The following is an 18236-nucleotide window of genomic DNA, read 5'->3' as shown; positions in this document are numbered from 1 at the left end:
CATGGTGACAAGGAACCAGCCGCCAACATGTCAGTCTACGAATTGTCCAGCGCATTCATCGTCCGAGGTGCGATGGACCGCCCTGTCCTCACTCGGTCGCAACTCGTGAATACCAACCCATGCAATACAACAGATTATTACTCAGCGTCATCGTTACTCTCACGCTGACGCTGTCCGCCTTCGTTTCAACAGCCATCGCAGACAGTACGTCGCGATCAGGTTCTTTCAGGGGCCTTAGCAACCATGACACCAGTGGCTCGGTGACCGTCGTGCAGACCGAGGCTGGTCATGTCATCGAACTGGGGGAGGATTTCTCGTTCGATGGAGCACCCGACCCGAAGATAGCCTTGGGCAAGGATGGAAAATACGACCCCGGCACACTCATTCGATTGCTGAAAAGCAACTCCGGTGCGCAGTCCTATGTCGTACCCGAGTCCATAGATGTATCCGACTACAATGAAGTCTACATCTGGTGCGAGAAGTATTCGGTAGGCCTGGGCGTTGCCAGCCTGAAATAGTCTCGATTCACATTCTCAAGGTGTGGCGGAAATGTGTCGACATTTTCCGCTCACTCTCGATAGTCCATGATCAGGGCTCTTCACCCAGCGGCACAATGACGATGCCATGCGGGCCTTCGGTCTCGGTGTCCGGACTGTGCTCGACAGCCAGTAGTCGCCGTCCTGCCGAGTCGAGAGCGACGCCTCGAATCTGCTTCAAACCGGACATCAAGGGTGTCACCATACCGTCGAGAGCAACCTGGAACAGCTTGCCCGCTCGCGAGCCGAAGTACAGATTGGCGTCACCGTCGCTGATCATCAGATCAGTCGATTCGTCTTCGGTGAACTTCGTCAGAACCGTACCACTTTCAACAGTGGTGGGCGCGCCCAGAACGGCATCCAGATCGAAACTGCGCAACTCTCCCGGTCCTTGATCATTCACGTAAAGCGTTCGGCCCACAACTGCAATGCCTGTGGGTTTGTAGAATCCGACGATCAGATCGATCTCGACCGCTGTGCCGGCAACCGTGTCCGGTATCAGGCGGCTCACGCCGCCAGTACCTCCACGCACGAACCAACTGACCAGCCACTCGCCTTCCGTAGTCCGGGTCAGACCAATTCGACGTCTCTCTGCATCCAGCTCGGAGTACGCCACCACTGATCTGTCAGGCTTGATCTGTAGCACCGTTCCTGCGGTACCGAATCCGAAACGGGGAGTCCAGAAGCTGCCGTCAGCGTCACGAAACAATTGACTGACATCGGCCCCTGCCTCTGGCACTGGTCCCAGACTGGCAAAAGGCGTCAGACTGCCATCTTCTGCGAATTGCAGAATCTGATTGCTGTCATTGTCCGTCGCATAGAGTGTGGCTTCCCGAGCATCCCACCATATGCCATTGGGATCCGCCGCCAGTTCATGGCGCAGGGTTGCAGCATCATCCAGCATGCCCGAATCATCATCGTCATCACTACTGCAGGCAGAGAGTCCCAGCAACAGAACGGAAGACAGAAGCAGAGTCAGGCCGGGTCGGAACAGGTGGAAGCGATGTTTCAGGCTGATTGCTGACAATCTCATCATGACTGGACTCCTTGTTCATAATGGTTAAATATGCATTTAGTGACTTTATAATGTTTATTTTACCATTTCAATGTTTTATTTCCGCGCAGAACAGTGACGTTGAATACGACCATTGACTTCGCGGAAAGCCATGCTCGACTTGCCGACAGACGTGAAAGCAGGTGTGCTGTCAGAGAATCACTCAGGCAAACACGGTTCAAGGAGAGTCATGGCAATCGAGGCAGACCATGACGTCAATGGAACTCGGTCTTATCGAGACGACAAGTCCTGCAATGCCTCATGCACACGTTCGGCTGGCAGATATTCCTGTTCCAGACGTCCCTTCTCTTGCATCATCAGCCAACAATAGAGTTCTTGCTCATCTGCTGTAAGTGCACCAGGTGGCACCTCCCCCGCTGCCACTGGTTCAGCCACCGCATTGACGGCGGCATGCCGCTTGAAAGTGTCACGGTCCATCAATATCGCCTTCGTCAGTGGACGGTGTTGCCGCGCCTGCGCCAGCATGCTCAGGCCCCAGGTATCGATATCGCCCCAATACACGATGTCCTTGCCGTCCAGCCATGCAGCCCTGAGCCAATCGAGATCCAGGCCACTGCCGAGAATGGCGATGGTGTCATCAAGCTCGGGAAGCAGATGCCAGCACTGACGATTCTCGATGACAAGAATGCGCCTTGCCCGAATCGAGTCCGCTGCCAGTGTCGCAAGTTCCTGCGTACGCACCTGCTGTATCGTGAACGGCAACAGTCCACGCTGCAGAGGCACCAGCAGTAGCCAATGGTCTCCGTCGGCACTGGCGTCCAGAAAGCCGTGCAAGCCCTGTTCGCTGACGATCCCTGCAAAACGCGCATCAAGCAGTCGGATGAGCAACTGGCGATTGCGCTCGAAGAACTTGGTGTCAACGCCATGCCCGGCAAGCAGTCGCAAGGGACGCCCTTGCGCTTCTCCTTGTTTCAGCCTGGCAGCGAGATTCACCGCAGCCAGAAGCTCCTCTCGAGAACGACCCCGTAGCAGCTTGAGATGACTGATCAGTGCGTCGCGCAACACAGGGTCGGCATGGCGGATCAGGTATTCAAGCATGCCGAAGTCGTCAGCCGTCTGGCGATCAGCCGCAGCGCGCACCCAGTCGGACGGACGCTCCAGAATCCAGTGCGATGGCAACCGGATTGGCTCGGCACTCGCTCGGAAATTCACCTCGCGCCACATGACCTGTCCCACCGCCATCTTCTGCCATTGCATGACATGCTGGCGTATCACCGCCGGCCGGGTTGTCAGATCACCCGCAGCCGGCAATCCGATGGGGTAGCTCTGCGGCCAGGCCGTGGCAGTGGTCAGCAATTCCAGCCGGAACTGCCTGCGCTGCCATTGACGTTGCATGCGTGCGGCAATGTCCTGCGGCGATTTCACGTCGTGTCTTGTCAGCGCTCGCCGGTAACAGCAGGATCTCCAGAGGCAGAGAGCGCCGCTGGATCCTCCGGAGCCGCGACCGAGGCAATGCGCCGGGCCATGCCTGCAGACCCATCCGGACGATGGCGTTCATTCTCCAGTGCCTGCCAGCTCATCGAAACGAGGCTCGATGACTGGCCGCGTCGATGCACGATGATCGCCGAGCGCGTGTGATTGCGAAGCAACCGCATCTCCTTGTTCGGCGTGACAAAGACCGCGTGCAAACCGAACTCCCTGAGAGCAGCGATGATACGACCCGCAACAACCTGGGAGCTTCTTGAGAAGGCTTCATCGAGCACGATGGTACCGAACAATGGCAGACTGGCACCGGCGGGACAAAGCGCATAGCTCAAGGAAGCCGTCAGCACATAGGAGGCGATGATTTCCTTTTCTCCGCCACTGCCACCCTGAGAGCTGGTGCGGGTTTCCACGAGAGAATCGTCTTCACGACTGATCACGGAAACCGCGAATTCCAGCCGGTATCGCGGATCGAGCAGCGCGCGAGCACCCACCGTACGACGCCGTTCGCAGGCATCGCGCAACAGAGCCACCAGATGACGCAGCGCACGGTACTGACTTTCGCCATCATCGTCCTTGAAACGCGCGGCATTCAGTTCCTTCTGCGCACGCTGCAGGGTGCGCAGGCTTTCGTGCACGACCTTGCCGGACACGAGTCTCAGATAGCGATCACGTTGAAAGTCCACGCGTTTCAAGGTGCCATTCAAATCCTCGATACGTTCTTCGATCATCGACACTTCGTTGTCGACATGACTCAACAATTGCGTCACCCCTTCGTCCGAAGACTGGTTGAGATACTGGAGGAATCGTCGACGTTTTTCAGGCAGCGCCTCTTCCTCCAGTACCCTGAGCCGCTCCAGATAGACCGGTACATCTTCCAGTTCGCGGCCCGCCTCCGAGAGCGCGCCACGATCGACACTCTTGGCATCGGACATGCGTTGGGACAACTGGGTGAGCACATCGGTACGACGCGAGACAAGGGTGTCGATCTGCGTCTGCAGTACACCGCTCTGTGCTCGTTCGAGGTTGACGATGTCGGGCAGGTTCGACTCGGTGATGGTCGTGAAATGCGCTTCGGCCAGGGCGCGTTGTCTGTCGTCCAATCCGTCGATGATGCGCGTTCGCGCACTGGCAAGTTCGCGCTCCGCCAGTTCCAGTTGTTGCTCCAGCCGCATGACGGCCTTGTCCGCGGCCTTTGACTCCGCTTCAAGCCTGTTCAGTTCAGTCAGTGCCTGGTCCCATTGTTCCTTGAGTCTGGCTGTATCGGATGCGGGGTCCACAAGCGCGGCGAGTTGCTTGCCAAGATCATTCAGCAGTCTCTCCATACCTTCGACATCGATGCGTTCGAAGCGAATGTCACCCAGGCGCTCTAGCATGAGGCTCTCCTGCTGCAGCACCTGCAACGCCTTGCGCGCCTCGCTGGACTGCTCGGCTCTTGTCGCCAGTTCCGATTCGGCTTCCTTGACCGCCTGCTCAAGCCAGGCCAGCCGGTCACGATTGTCAAAGCCTGTCATCCAGTCGGCATCAAGGCGCTTCTGATCCTGCTTGTCGAATTGCCGTGACTGGCCAGACATGAGCCCTTCAGCGGTCATCCCATGTGTTGTATGACGCAACGCTTCGGGACTGTCCACACAGTGTCGATCGATCCCGGCGAGCAGTGACTTCAAGGCTTCTCGCGCCGGATGAGCACGAAATTCCAGCTTGCGGGTAAAACCGTCTTCGAAGAATGTCGTGGACTTCACCGTCTCTTTCGCTTCGAAGAGGCGAACATGCAGGCGATTATCGCGGCTGTTGATCCAGCGCAGTGCCGCATCAATGTGCTCTGGCGGTACCAGAATGCGCAATCGATGCGAGCCGATGGCACGTTCGATGGCGCCGCGCCAGCGCTGCTCATCATTCTTGACCTGCACGAGTTCGGCGACAAATGGCAACGCCGCCTCCGTCAGACCGAGAACCTCTGCCAGAGCACTGCGAAAATGCTGAAACGCGGACGGCAGGTTCGAATCCGGTCGCCGGCGCACTTCATCGAGTTCACGGCCGAGTTCGGAACGCCGGAGCTCGGCATCACGTTCGGCACTGCGAATATCCAGACTTCGACTGTCAGCCTGCTCGATGTCCGTTTTCAGTGCTGCCATGCGCACTTCTGCCACACGCTGATTGTTCTCCACCGACACCGCATTCAGCGCCCCATCAAGTGCCAGTGCCGTTGTCAGCTTCTGATACTGATCGGCATCCTGTCGTCGACGCTCCTGCTCCAGCTGATTGTCCCGAATCCGGAGTTCGAGCTGCTCGATGTTGGTACCACCGGCCCCCAGATAGGCTTCGCGATGAGCATCGCTGACATCGCGCTGCCGATCGCGATCCGCTTCCAGGACGTTCGCTGTCTGTCTCCCCGTTTCAAGCAGATCCGTCGTGCGCTCGGCCGACGACTGCCAGAGCCTGGACGCCTGTTCGGCGTACCAGATGGGCAATACCTGGCGTAGCGTGAACTGCCGTTCCAGGTCTTCATTTACCTTTTCGAACGTCTTCCAGAGCTTTGCAACAGGCAGAAGCTTGCGCTGCTGTTCGCGGGCAATCTCCAGTTCCTCGCGAATGTCGGTAAGATCATCAAAACTGTTTGCCACCTCCTGTGCTCGATCGAAAGCGGACTGGTCGTCAAGAACAAGCTCGCGGAAGATCTCGTCGATGCTGTTGAGCTGCTTCAGTCCGGCGGCGCGATTGAGTAGCGTGAAGGCATTTTCCCCGACATCGAATCGATCACGCAGGCGCGCAAGAAAAGCCTTCTTGCTGGGGTAGGTCCAGATACCCGTGCGCTGCTTGTCCAGCTGCCGAAGAGCCCGCATGCCTCCGGCATGATGGATTTCCAACCAGTGATCGAGCGTTTGCTCGGGATCGTCTGCGTAGAGCCAGAGCTTCTTCATGTCTGCGGCTGATGCACCACTTCCGTCAAACCACAGCAACGCGCCGATACGCAGACTGTGTTCGGCATTCTCGAAACGGGCTGCAATGCCGGTGACCGTACGCCCCTTGCGCGCAATGTGATTCTGTTCACTGCCGCCATCACCCGGTCCCGATACACCGCGGACATAGGAGCTCAGATCGCGATCACTCTCGTGTCCTCCCGTGGAAGCAAGGTTGTAACGCGGATTGGCACAAAGCAGTGTCATCAAGGCATCGACCAATGTCGTCTTGCCACTGCCCGTAGCACCGACAATGGCCGTGCCGTCCGGATCCATGTCCGCTCTGTGACGACCGTTGAAACCGCCCCAGTTGTACAGCTCGATGGTGGTGAGAATCAAAGGGTCCGCAAGCGCGGCAAAGTCGGCCTGCCTGTTCATTGTCCGCTGTCGCCCATATCACCAGGTTCACCGAAGAGCTCGCCGGTGCGTCCGACACCGGCGCTACCTGCCTGTGTGTCATTGGTCTCTCTGGCTGGCGATGCGGGCGTCCGGACAGTCTCCGAGGCTGACACGGCGTCAGCCTCTTGCCGCTTTCCAGCGTTCTTGCCAGACGGCACATCGATTGCCTTCGACGCTTCTGCGGGACGATCCGATCCTGCCTCGACACGCACGGCGACCTTCGTTTCGCTGGCGCGGGTGGCCTTCTCAGCCTCTGCGCCGGAACCCGTCCGACGCTGCCGCAACCAGCTCAACAGATGTTGCAGATTCTCGGGGCTTGCCAGGTGCGCAATGATGGGCCTGATGGTCACGCGTTCGTGTGTATCCGGTTCGGAAACGAGTCCCTGCCCCTTGAGCTGATCGAGAAGCGTCAGCATGCGGGTACGCTCCCTGGCTTCACTGCCGGGATCACCGAGATAGATCTGGAACTGCGGAATCAGCTCATCGATGGCGACACGCGCATCATCTGCGCCGATACCCGCTTCCTGTTCATGCGCCACGAAATGTTGCCGCAGAATGGCAACGAGCAGCGATTGCTCCAACGTGAGACGCTGCCGTCTCACCAGAGGATGCGACCAGTCGTCCGGATCCTCCTCCACGTCCGAGGATTGCCCATCATCGGCAGCATCGGTACGAACCGTGACGAACGCAAGGCCGCGAATGTCATCGATGGCGAGAGCCAGATCCAGAGGTTCGAGTATCGTGGCCAGGGCCTGCTGCTGGTTCTGCAGTACGCGATAGAGATTGGGCTTCCTTGCCGCTTCGATAAGTCCGTAACGCGTGAGCTCCTTTGCCACTTCACGGACCTGACGCGGGGTCCGCGTATCGTCCGAATCTGTTGAGGACGTATCGGCAGCCAGCAGGATCGAGCTGGCATCAGCATCGTCCCTGACGTTGCCCGCCGGGTCCGCAGCACGGTTCTCGTCTGGCCGCTGTGCGGTTCCAGTCAGTTCGTCAAAGGTTCCTGGCATTCAGATATCCCACTCGATGGCCGAGACTGACAGTTCGTCAAGTCTTGTCAGCGGTAGTGAAAACCGCCAGGTTCCGGATTCTTCATCAGTCAAGTCGACCGACTCGCGCTGGTTCGTGATGATTTCGATTCCCGCTTCTCGTGCCATGGTGATCCACAGGGCGAAGGTCTCCAGATCATGACTTGGCGGTAGCGCCGCCGCCAACTCGGCCAGCGACAGTGGCCGCCCCTGTTCCTTGAGCAGTGCCAGCGTTTCGGCAATGACCACTTCGCGATCCAGACCATCGAAGTCTACCCAGAATTCCGTATCCAGGGCAGCGGCCTCTGCGTTGGCCTGCGAGAGATCCAGCTCGGCAGCGGTATCACTATCCAGCGATTTGTAGCGCAACCGTTCAATCAGCGGTATACCGGCGATGGGAATCGCCACGGGCGGCAGAGGCGATGCCGTTCGGCGCGTGGCCGCCTGCTGCCAATCAAGCTGCAGCATTTCCTGGAATATTTCGGCAAGCAGTTGACCGACGCGATGATGCTCGGCGGCCAGACCGGTTTTCAGAAAACCCTTTACATCGCGTTCACTGCGCGCACGAGCCTGAAAGACTACCTCCGATTCCTTGACCAGACGACCAACCAGAAACCGCAGATCGTTCTGCTGCTGCTGCGTCAACGCCCTTTCACTGACTTCGTGCAAGAGTATGTCGCGCAATCGCTCACGCATCAGGTCCAGATCGGTGGATTGACGAAGCTGCGCCTGAAAATTCTCGAACACCCGCCCTTCGGCGGTATCGAGCAACGCTTCATGTCCGTCAAGCAATTGATCGACAATATTGCCGCGATGCCGCTGCTCATTGATGATGTTGTGCCTGAGCACCTTGTCGGCCTCACGCCACGAATCCTCGACTCGACGGAAATCCGCACGCAAGCCTGTGGCCAGAGTGTAGATTTCTCGAATGCGCTCCATCGCTTCGACATCGTCCAGTACCGGCACATCGCCCGCCTGGGCAGCGACAAGCTCGCGTTGCAGTTCGGCAATACGACGTTCCAGACTTGCCACTCGTTGTCCGGCATCGGGGTTGAGCCCCGACTCCAGGCGTTCGATTTCCCTCTGCACCACAGACAGTCGTGACGCGGTGGACGTCATCATTCGGTTATCCAGGCCTTCCACGAAATTGATGGCAGCCTGCAAGGCATCGGTAGCGTAAATGCGGCCACCACGCTCGATGATCAACGAACGGCGAATCCACTGACGCAGCTCCCTCCCCGCAAGCTGTGGCAGACGAGCCGGATCGATCTCGTAGTGCTCATCATTGGCATAGGGTGCCAGCATGGCTGCAAGGGAGTGCAAGGCATCGTCCATGAGCACACCGTCATGGGCTTCCTCGAAGATCGATTGCAGACAGGCGATGACCAGCGGTGCTCGCCGAGACGCCAACAGCACCCAGGCAGGATGCTGAGTTCGGGCAGTAATGTAGACGTGGGTGCGGTCTTGGCTCACACGCTGGATGATAACGGATCAAGCACCCAAGCGGCGCAACTTGCCGTTCAGGTAGCGATTTCCGACCACAATCACATTTTTCCGCTTTTCGGGCAAAACCGGCATCAAATCACGATCGTTTCCCGCATCACTGCACAGATGAGCCTCGTCTGCCGGCGGATAATTCTCGCCAGACAATTACAAGAACATGCTCACATGTCAATCACTCTGCCATCTGTATCACGAATTCCGCGATCATCAGCTTCTCCGGCCTCCTTGACCGGCGCACTCGAACAACCGGTGAAGGCAATGCGCCGGTCAGCGGCAGGAATCCTGCCGATACTGACCCTGATCGCATTGTCTGCCTGCTCGGCGTCATCCCCCTCGGATGTCACTGACAGCGACGCACTTGCCCACCAGAGTCACTCGCAGGCTGCCGAGTTCTCCGCCGAGTTGCAAGCCAGCACGAACAAGCGGTTGCACTGGTCGGATACCAACGCCTGGTCTGACGACCAGTTGCAGAGTGGAAAAGCGCCGAGCAGCGGAGACATCGTCGTTGAACGCGATCAGATACTGCTTCTGGACCAGAACCTCGCAGTGGACTCACTGACCATCAACGGCCAGGTTGAATGTGCCTCGCAGGACCTGAATATCAGCGCGGACTGGATCATGGTGCATGGCAACTTCGTCTGCGGTACACCGGATGCACCGTACACCCACCAGCTCGACATCACTCTGAATGGCAATGATCGAACGGCATCGGTCATGGGCATGGGAACCAAGATGCTGTCGGCGATGGGTGGCGGGCGTATCTGGTTGCATGGAGAAGCGCGTACCTCCTGGCTGATGCTGGATGAAACCGTACGACCGGGAAGTGACACACTGGTACTTGAACAGGCGCCGGACTGGCGTGTCGGTGACTGGATCGTCATCACGGCTACCGGTGATGACATGGAGGAAGCCGAGGTTCGCCAGATTACCACCATCGATGGACGACACCTTGTATTGAACAAGGGACTGTTCCATACGCACTTCGGTGAGATCCAGACATTCAGCAATGGTCAACGAACCTGGACTGCCGATACACGTGCCGAAGTGGCACTGCTGAGTCGCAATATACGTATTCAGGGAGACGAGCAATCCGAATCGACGCGCTTCGGTGGCCATGTCATGATCATGCAGGGTTCCGAAGGCCTGTTCTCCGGGGTGGAAATGAATCGCATGGGGCAGGAAGGCATTCTCGGACGCTATCCGTTTCACTGGCACCTGGCAGGTGATGTCGGTGGACAGTACATACGCCATTCCAGCATTCGGCGCAGCTACAATCGCTGCGTGACAGTGCATGGATCGCATAACGCTCTGGTGCAGGACAATGTCTGCATGGACCACATCGGCCATGGCTACTTTCTGGAAGATGGTGGCGAAACCGGCAATGTCTTCGACCACAATCTAGGTCTGCTGACTCGCAAACCGGCCAGAGATATGGCTCTGATACCCAGCGATATCGAGACAGGCCAGGCGGCCCGTGGCCCCTCCACGTTCTGGATCAGCAATGGTGACAACGTCTTTACCGGCAATGCCGCTGCCGGCAGTGATGGACTGGGATTCTGGTATGACACCGACGAGCAGGTAACCGGCGCATCCGCTTCACTGGCGCGCTACGCAAACGTCTCGCCACTGACCTCGCCGTTTGGCAAGTTCAGTGACAACCGTGTGCATTCGAGCAACATGGGGTTCAGCTCCTGTGAAGCCGGCCAGGGAGCGGAAGGCTATCTGCCGCCGAACCAGGCACATATCGAAAATCTCACCGTGTTCACCGGCGGTGACGGCGCTGTCTGGCCATGCAAGGGCAACCAGCTGTTTACCAATCTTGTATTGACCGACAGTGGTCATGCCAGGAAAGCTGCCTTCGTGGCGCCTCGGCCCGTAACCATCCGCGACTCCCTGTTCGTGGCCAATAGCAGCCTCTCGGCCGAAGGCATCGGCCGACAACGCAGCGCCATTGGCATCTATGATTTCGGAGTCATCTTCGAAAACGTGCACTTCGTGAACTACAACGATGACTATGGTCCCAGCTATCTGTTCGGCGCACGCGATGCTGCCAATCGTCTTACCAGTGGTCGAGTCAGTGGTGTGAGCTACGACAACAGCTTCAATCTGTATGATCGTCGCAAGTCGATCGATGAATTGCGCCCCTCGCAATGGGGAGCCGTGATACATGATCTGGACGGTAGCCTGGGCCTTGCTCCGAACACCGCACTTGTGGCCGACCACCCCATGATGGTCGATGACACCTGTACTGCGCCTATCGGCACGGGCCGCTTGTGTGACAATCGCTACGGCTGGGTCCGCCTGGATTTTCGAAAAACAACAAGACTTCCACCCATCAAACACACTCGTAGTGACGGATTGCGTTTCACCGTGAACCCGCTGGAACCTCGTTCGAGCTACCAGAGCGTGGTGTCGGTCAACCACGACAGGCACTACTACGGCTACGAATTCGATCAGAAACTGTTCGACATTGGCAGACTCAACATCTTGCTGGCCTATCTGCACCAAGGAGACACGGTCACACTGGAGCTGAAGTCCATGCCGGCATCCGCAACCATTCTGGATCGCGACTACACGCTGGCCGCCAGTCTTGCCGATCTGCGTCAGGGTCCGGGCAAACGTTACATTCGTATTGCCGACTCTCTGTTCGTGAAGATGCAGGCTGAAGGCAAAAGCTGGGAGGCCAGTGACTACATGAGCATCGTGTGGTAATGCGAGGGATGGCGTACTGGCCAATCATCCACGGCAATCAGTCGAATCCAGGGCTGTAATGGTCTCGCTCCAGGCCCGATATTCATCCGGATGACGGGCCAGGTATCAGCCTGGCCCGAGCTCGGTCTCGGTCTCGGTCTCGGTCTTGCTCTCGGCAGGCGACAGACTCGCCATTACCGGGTGTGCTCTTCAAGTCGGCAAGTGCCGAAGTCGATAGAGAGGGATGTCGCCAATACTTGAAGAGGTCAAACAGGTCGCCCCGAGTTACTCGGAACACCCGGACGGTACCCAATGATTGAACCGATCGTGCTTTTCGTCGACGATGAACCCGCGATTCTAAGGGCGATCGTGCGCACCTTCCGTCAATCACCTCTGCAAGTTCTGACGGCCGAGAGCCCGACCGAGGCATTGGAGATTCTGCGAGCATCGACCGTTGCCGTCCTCGTGTCAGACTACTGCATGCCCGAGACAAGCGGTGCAGAATTGCTGGGCATCATTCGCGAAATCAGTCCCGACACGGTTCGCATGATTCTCAGTGGCAACAATGACCAGAAAGCGACCATTGATGCGATCAATCAGGGCGCTGTCTCGAGATTCCTGACAAAGCCCTGGAATGACGAGCTCCTGATCAGTGAAATTGGCGCTGCGGTGGCAATCTGGGAGTCCAGAGTCTATTGGGACCCGGGCAAGGCACTGTTCAAACAGGCACCACTGCTTCAGCACCTGGATTCCATCCTGTCGCGTGACAGGCCACCACGCTCGGCAATGGCTCTGATCGCTGTCAGAAATCTGGAGAGCATGGAGGAGCATCTGAGTGCCGAGGATCTGCTTCGAATGTTGGGCGCGCTGCCCGTGGTTGGTACTATCCCGTCCACAACCCGGCTACTGGGTTTGACGGATGATCGACACTTCTGCGCCTTTCTCGATCTTGCAGATTCTGACCAGGACATGCCATCAGCGGTGCAGTCACTATTGAGTGAATTGCCTGTCAACGCGGTCGTACATGAACAGAAACATCGCGTCGAATACGATGTGGCCTTTGCAGAAGTGGAGCCTGACGACCTTGAGGGTGCAGCGCTCCTTCGAAAAGCGCAACTTGCCATGCAGAACGCAAAGACTGCTCGCTCCGATTCCATCGTCGTCTACGACAGGCGCATGCTGGCAACCCATGGCAGAAAGTCAAGACTGGAGATCAGCCTGAATTCGGCATTGAGCCGTCAGGAACTCTCTCTGCATTACCAGCCAAAGATCGAAACATCGACCCACGAAATGCGCGGCGCGGAGGCACTTCTGCGCTGGCACAGCGAGAGTCTGGGTGTCGTTTCACCAACCGAATTCATCCCGTTGGCAGAGCGTAGCGGATTGATTACCGAAATCGGCGAATGGGTGATCAATGAAGCTGTTCGTCAATGGCGCGAGTGGTTTCCTGACACCATGACCAGTCCGGTCATTTCCGTGAATGTCTCGCCCAGACAATTGAATGACACCAATTTTCTACAACGACTTATGCACACACTTGACACCCATCGGTTTCAACCGTCAAACCTCGAGCTTGAGATCACCGAAAGCATGATGCTGGATGACATGCACAAAGTGATCGAGATTCTCACGCAAATCCGCAAACTCGGCGTCAGATTGTCGATTGACGACTTCGGTACTGGCTATTCATCGCTGAGCTACCTGAGCCGGCTACCTGTCGACACAGTCAAGATAGACCGCGCCTTCATTCTGCCCATGCTGGAATCAACAGAAAAGCGAACGCTGGTCAGAAACCTGATCAGGCTTGGACACGATCTGGGTATGCAACTGGTGGCTGAAGGTGTCGAGACCGGTGAGCAGTTGACGGTACTCAGGGAGTTCGAGTGCGATCTGATACAGGGCTACTATTTCAGCCCACCTGTGTCGACTGCCGAATTCATCGAAAAAACCAGTGCGCTTACCACACCGTTGACAATCGGCGAACGCCGATTGTCTGTCAACTCAGGATAGCCAGACTACCTCCGGGCTGCTACCGAAGAGCCTGTTGTGGCGCTTGGCAATGACAACCAGGAGATCACTACAATGACACGATTCCTTGCACTACTGCTGATTTTCCTCGGCAGCATCTCTCCGGTACTTGCGACCGAGTACACCTTCGGAATCGTGCCACAGCAGTCTTCGACAAAACTGGCTCAACTGTGGACACCAATACTGCAGAAACTCAGTCAACAGACCGGCATGGACATACGCTTTGCAACGGCCAAGGATATTCCGACTTTCGAGCAGCGACTCGCAGCCGGTGAGTACGATTTTGCCTACATGAACCCCTATCACTTCACGGTGTTCAACGAGGCGCCGGGCTACGTTGCGATGGCTCACCAGAGTGACAAGCGTATCAAGGGCATCGTCGTCGTTCGGAAAGACAGTGACATCCGGGAACTGACAGACCTGGATGGACAGACGCTGGCTTTCCCCTCGCCGGCTGCCTTTGCAGCAACCATACTTCCCATCGCCAACATGGAGAAGATCGGCATGAGCATCGAACCTCGATATGTCTCTTCGCACGATTCGGTCTACATGGCAGTCTCACGAGGCCTGTTGCCTGCGGGAGGTGGAATCGTCAGAACCTTCAACAACACGGATCCTGCCATCAAGGCATCATTGAGAATACTCTGGACGTCCGCAGGCTACACGCCTCACGCCTTCGCAGCGCATCCTGACGTCGCAATCACCGAAAGGGAAAAACTCACCAGAGCACTCGTTGATTTCGCCAATACGGAGGACGGTGCTCGCCTGCTGGCTGACATGGGCTTCGCCGGTATTCAGTTGGCAGAGGACAACAGTTGGAATGATGTTCGAGATCTCGGCATTCGGAAACTCGAATCGCACAATGACAAACTTGCCGAACAGGATCAGTAAGGGCCCAAGTGCTCACCCATTGCCATGTCCATCCGGCTGAAAACGGTTCTCGGCGTAGCGCTCATAGAGGCGATACTGCTTGCATTACTTGTCTACACGACAATGAAATACATGCACGAGAATCTGGAAGAGGCATTGATCAAGCGCGCCGATACCACTGCGATGCTGTTTTCATCCACGGCAAAGGATCCAGTACTGGCCTATGATCTGGCCTCCCTGGAGACCTTCAGTGCGGAGCTTGCAGGTAATGTCGATATCGTCCATGTTCGCACACGAAGTCCTGACGGCTTCCTGTTGGCGAGTGCAGGTGACTCGGCAACCGTGGACGAGCCGTTCATCGAGGATCATGGTCTGGAGTCCGTGGTTGACGGCGTGTATGACGTCTCGGCACCGATTGCAGTCAGTGGCGTCGAATACGGTCGCGTCGAGATCGGCTTCGACATTGCCAGCATTGAAGACAGCCTGGCCGAATCGAGGCAATTGTCCACGCTGATTGCCGTGGTCGAAATGGTATTGGTCGCCATCTTCTCCTTCGCACTCGGGACTTATCTGACACGCCAGTTGAAAGTGCTGCGTCAGGCGGCGCGAAGAGTATCGCGAGGCGACTATTCTCTGATCCCGAAAGTCGATAGCGGCGATGAGGTCGGTGATGTCGCCCTGGCCTTCAATCAGATGGCAAGCGTCCTGAAGGAATCCCGCCAGACCAGGGACCGCTATGAGAGTGAGCTTGTGGAGCTCAATCAGACACTGGAACAGCGTGTCCTCAGAAGGACCGAGCAGATCAATGCGCAATATGAAGAGCTGAAAATCGCGCATCAACAACTGGCCGACGCACAAGCCAAACTGCTGCAGGCAGAAAAGCTGGCGTCCATTGGTCAATTGTCAGCCGGTATCGCGCATGAAATAAACAATCCCATTTCCTTCGTCAACAGCAATGCACACTCCTTGGCGAAGTACATCGCCGTCTATCAGAAATTGCTGGCCATGTACCGAAGCGTATCCATGGCAGATACTGAAGCGGCAGCAGCGATCAGGGACCGCATTGCCGCATTCGAGGCTGCCGAGGATATCGACTTCGTGACCGAAGACATTGACACACTGATTACCGATACGATTGAAGGGGCCGTGAGAGTACAGGAGATCGTCAAGGGACTGCGTGATTTCTCGCATACCAATCACGACACGAAAATGCCCTGTGATGTCATCGAATGTACCGAATCCACACTGCGGATTCTTACCGCCGAATTGAAAACCCGTTGCGAGGTCCGAACAGCATTCAAGCCGATTCCGCCGGTTCTTGCCAATCGTGGAGAACTGAATCAGGTCATCATGAATCTGCTGGTCAATGCGGGACAGTCAATGAGCGATTTCGGTGAGGTTCTGGTGAGCACAGACGTTCTGGATGAACAGGTAGTACTCTCCATCACGGACAACGGCCGGGGCATTGAACCCGAAAACATCGGCAAGCTGTTCGACCCCTTCTACACTACCAAGCCTGTCGGGGAAGGTACGGGGCTGGGTCTTTCCATTTCCTACGGCATCATCACCGATCACGATGGGACAATTGTCGTCGAGAGCAATCCGGGACAAGGCAGCACATTCAAAATATACCTGCCGATACTGAAATCCGATCCAGCGGCTGAAGCGGCCTGATTGCCCATGAACGATCACTGACGCAAACACCCTCCACCTGGTGACGAACCGTCGCCATTGCCTGTACAAGCAGGGATTCGAACGCCGGGGCTGCTGATGATCAGCGTTTCTGCAACGGTGCTGTGCGCGATCCAGCAGCTACGTCGTCACGTGGCAGCGTCGCACCATGAAAGAACCAACCGCCCCACTTTGTTGCATTATCGACTGCACGTGCTTGCATTGTCGAATGCTGGATCAAACCGATGACTCTCCTTGCCGGTCATTCAGAAACAGCCATCCTGAACAGGGTCGAAATCATTACGCCAGAAGTATTGATTTATTATTGATACAGTGATCTGATAACCACCGGATCCTGAGTCGTTCGAGCTCATTGCCATTCTCAGGGCCTGAACCCATTCAAAAAGGAGATTTGCATGAGCAGTCATGAACGTCAGGGAAATCCTCCCAGTCTTCGACTGGCACTGATTTCGCTGTTTTCGTTGATCATCGGTATTGGCATATCGATTGCCATTTTCGGTCTCGCCCCTCACTTACCCATGCTGTTCGGGGTCACCGTTGCCAGCATAGTGGCACTGTATTGCGGCTACAACTGGAATGCCATTCAGAACGGCATGATTACCGGGATCACCCACGCGCTGGGATCCATCATCATTCTCTTGCTGGTCGGCATTCTCATCGGCACCTGGATACTGGGTGGGGTCGTGCCAACGCTGGTTTATTATGGTCTGCAGATATTTTCACCATCGGTATTTCTGCTGGTCTGTGCCGTCATCTGTGCTATCGCCTCTTCCGCAACCGGCACGAGCTGGGGCACAACCGGCACCATCGGCGTCGCCCTGATGGGAGTCGGTGCCGGACTGGGAATACCGCTTCCCTGGGTGGCAGGAGCTGTCCTTTCCGGAGCCTATTTCGGTGACAAGATGTCACCATTATCCGATACGACCAACATGGCGCCTGCAATGGTAGGGGTCGACCTCTATGTCCATATTCGTCACATGGCCAGCACAACGGGCCTGGCATTCGCTATCTCTCTGATCATCTATGCCGTGGTGGGCATGATCTACACTCCGGAAACCACGGATACATCACGCATAAACAGCATACTGGACATGCTGCAATCGACGTTCGTCATACACCCATTGCTGCTCGTCCCGCCGTTTCTCGTCATGATCCTGAGTTTCCGCAAGATTCCGGCAGTACCAGGCATCGCCATTGGCGCCATCGCGGGACTCGTCTGCGCCATGATGGTTCAAGGCGCCGACTATGCAACCACCATGAGCGCCGCCATGTCCGGCTACGTTGCCGAAACAGGCAATGCCGATGTTGATTCCCTGCTCAGTCGTGGCGGGCTGGAATCAATGACATACACGGTCAGCCTGATAATCGTGGCCATGATGTTTGGCGGCGTCATGCAGGCCACCGGACAGATTCAGGTCATTGCAAACGCGATCCTGTCATATGCGCGTTCCACCGGATCGTTGATTCTGACAACCGCACTCACGGCAATCGGCTCCAATTTCCTGTTGTGTGACCAATACATGTCATTGGTCATGACAGGAAGAATGTACGGAACAGCCTACCGTGATCAAGGTCTTGCCCCCGAGAACCTGTCGCGTGTCACCGAGGATGCTGGCACAGTTGTCGATCCTCTCGTGCCATGGGGTTCAGGTGGCGCCTATCAATCGGCCACTCTGGGAGTCCCCACCATTCTGTATGCTCCCTTCGCCGTTTTCTGCTGGATCTCACCTCTGGTCACGATATTGTTCGGCTATACGGGCTGGACCATCAAGCCACTCGAGGAGCCCTCCGTCACGCCAGTCAACGAACTGACTGCCGAAGCGGTTTCCAGCACATCCACCGTTCCCTCGGAGAAACCGAAGGTGGCGGAACCGGTGTAGTCAGCGTCAGGCCGACCCACGGTCGGCCTGCACGACGTCCTGACCTTTCCTGTTCTTGAAGATACAGTGCCAGCACACCGATGCCCCGATGATGTACCGGAAAGCCACATTCGCTAAAGCATGGCTGTAATTGACATGCAATGACAGCGATG

General features: G+C 56.7%; 11 protein-coding genes. 6 read left to right on the top strand and 5 right to left on the bottom strand.

Annotated elements, in window-relative coordinates; all coding sequences use genetic code 11:
• The first annotated feature begins 119 nt into the window (after positions 1-119).
• A complete protein-coding gene (locus tag ACUNV4_RS27705; RefSeq protein ID WP_430881910.1) occupies positions 120-518 on the top strand; it encodes a DM13 domain-containing protein in 399 nt (132 codons plus the stop codon).
• A gap of 70 nt (positions 519-588) precedes the next feature.
• Here the strand turns inward: ACUNV4_RS27705 and ACUNV4_RS27700 are convergent, their stop codons facing one another.
• From ACUNV4_RS27700 to ACUNV4_RS27680, 5 genes are all read right to left on the bottom strand, one after another.
• Positions 589-1572, bottom strand: a complete 984-nt coding sequence (locus ACUNV4_RS27700; RefSeq protein ID WP_430881909.1) for a hypothetical protein — start codon at positions 1570-1572, stop codon at positions 589-591.
• A 249-nt stretch (positions 1573-1821) separates the two neighbouring features.
• A complete protein-coding gene (locus tag ACUNV4_RS27695; protein ID WP_430881908.1) occupies positions 1822-2976 on the bottom strand; it encodes a Wadjet anti-phage system protein JetD domain-containing protein in 1155 nt (384 codons plus the stop codon).
• A gap of 11 nt (positions 2977-2987) precedes the next feature.
• Entirely contained in the window at positions 2988-6371 is a 3384-nt protein-coding gene (locus tag ACUNV4_RS27690) for an ATP-binding protein (protein ID WP_430881907.1), read from the bottom strand.
• Positions 6368-7402, bottom strand: coding sequence for a DUF4194 domain-containing protein (locus ACUNV4_RS27685; RefSeq protein WP_430881906.1), 1035 nt, complete (start codon positions 7400-7402; stop codon positions 6368-6370). Before ACUNV4_RS27685 ends, ACUNV4_RS27690 begins: the two co-directional genes overlap by 4 nt.
• Positions 7403-8893, bottom strand: coding sequence for a DUF3375 domain-containing protein (locus ACUNV4_RS27680; RefSeq protein WP_430881905.1), 1491 nt, complete (start codon positions 8891-8893; stop codon positions 7403-7405). It abuts the gene before it with no gap.
• Positions 8894-9181: 288 nt separating this feature from the next.
• On the opposite strand from ACUNV4_RS27680, the gene ACUNV4_RS27675 reads away from it, so the two are divergent.
• The 5 genes from ACUNV4_RS27675 (at position 9182) to nhaC (ending at position 18084) form a co-directional block, all read left to right on the top strand.
• Positions 9182-11635, top strand: coding sequence for a G8 domain-containing protein (locus ACUNV4_RS27675; RefSeq protein ID WP_430881904.1), 2454 nt, complete (start codon positions 9182-9184; stop codon positions 11633-11635).
• 291 nt (positions 11636-11926) lie between these two features.
• Positions 11927-13624, top strand: coding sequence for an EAL domain-containing response regulator (locus tag ACUNV4_RS27670; RefSeq protein WP_430881903.1), 1698 nt, complete (start codon positions 11927-11929; stop codon positions 13622-13624).
• A gap of 72 nt (positions 13625-13696) precedes the next feature.
• A complete protein-coding gene (locus ACUNV4_RS27665; RefSeq protein WP_430881902.1) occupies positions 13697-14533 on the top strand; it encodes a PhnD/SsuA/transferrin family substrate-binding protein in 837 nt (278 codons plus the stop codon).
• Between the two features lie 24 nt (positions 14534-14557).
• Positions 14558-16186 carry a sensor histidine kinase gene (locus ACUNV4_RS27660; protein ID WP_430881901.1) on the top strand — a complete coding sequence of 543 codons (1629 nt, stop codon included), beginning with the start codon at positions 14558-14560 and terminating at the stop codon, positions 16184-16186.
• A gap of 413 nt (positions 16187-16599) precedes the next feature.
• Entirely contained in the window at positions 16600-18084 is a 1485-nt protein-coding gene (nhaC, locus tag ACUNV4_RS27655) for a Na+/H+ antiporter NhaC (protein WP_430881900.1), read from the top strand.
• The last annotated feature ends 152 nt before the right edge of the window (positions 18085-18236 follow it).

The sequence above is a fragment of the Granulosicoccus sp. 3-233 genome (assembly GCF_052681095.1).
This window is presented reverse-complemented; position numbering and strand designations above follow the sequence as displayed.

Bases quoted from the DNA above. Each gene is read 5' to 3' on its own strand.
- ACUNV4_RS27705 (WP_430881910.1), top strand. From the start codon at position 120: ATGCAATACAACAGATTATTACTCAGCGTCATCGTTACTCTCACGCTG.
- ACUNV4_RS27700 (WP_430881909.1), bottom strand. From the start codon at position 1,572: ATGATGAGATTGTCAGCAATCAGCCTGAAACATCGCTTCCACCTGTTC.
- ACUNV4_RS27690 (WP_430881907.1), bottom strand. From the start codon at position 6,371: ATGAACAGGCAGGCCGACTTTGCCGCGCTTGCGGACCCTTTGATTCTC.
- ACUNV4_RS27685 (WP_430881906.1), bottom strand. From the start codon at position 7,402: ATGCCAGGAACCTTTGACGAACTGACTGGAACCGCACAGCGGCCAGAC.
- ACUNV4_RS27675 (WP_430881904.1), top strand. From the start codon at position 9,182: ATGCGCCGGTCAGCGGCAGGAATCCTGCCGATACTGACCCTGATCGCA.
- ACUNV4_RS27670 (WP_430881903.1), top strand. From the start codon at position 11,927: ATGATTGAACCGATCGTGCTTTTCGTCGACGATGAACCCGCGATTCTA.
- ACUNV4_RS27665 (WP_430881902.1), top strand. From the start codon at position 13,697: ATGACACGATTCCTTGCACTACTGCTGATTTTCCTCGGCAGCATCTCT.
- ACUNV4_RS27660 (WP_430881901.1), top strand. From the start codon at position 14,558: ATGTCCATCCGGCTGAAAACGGTTCTCGGCGTAGCGCTCATAGAGGCG.
- nhaC (WP_430881900.1), top strand. From the start codon at position 16,600: ATGAGCAGTCATGAACGTCAGGGAAATCCTCCCAGTCTTCGACTGGCA.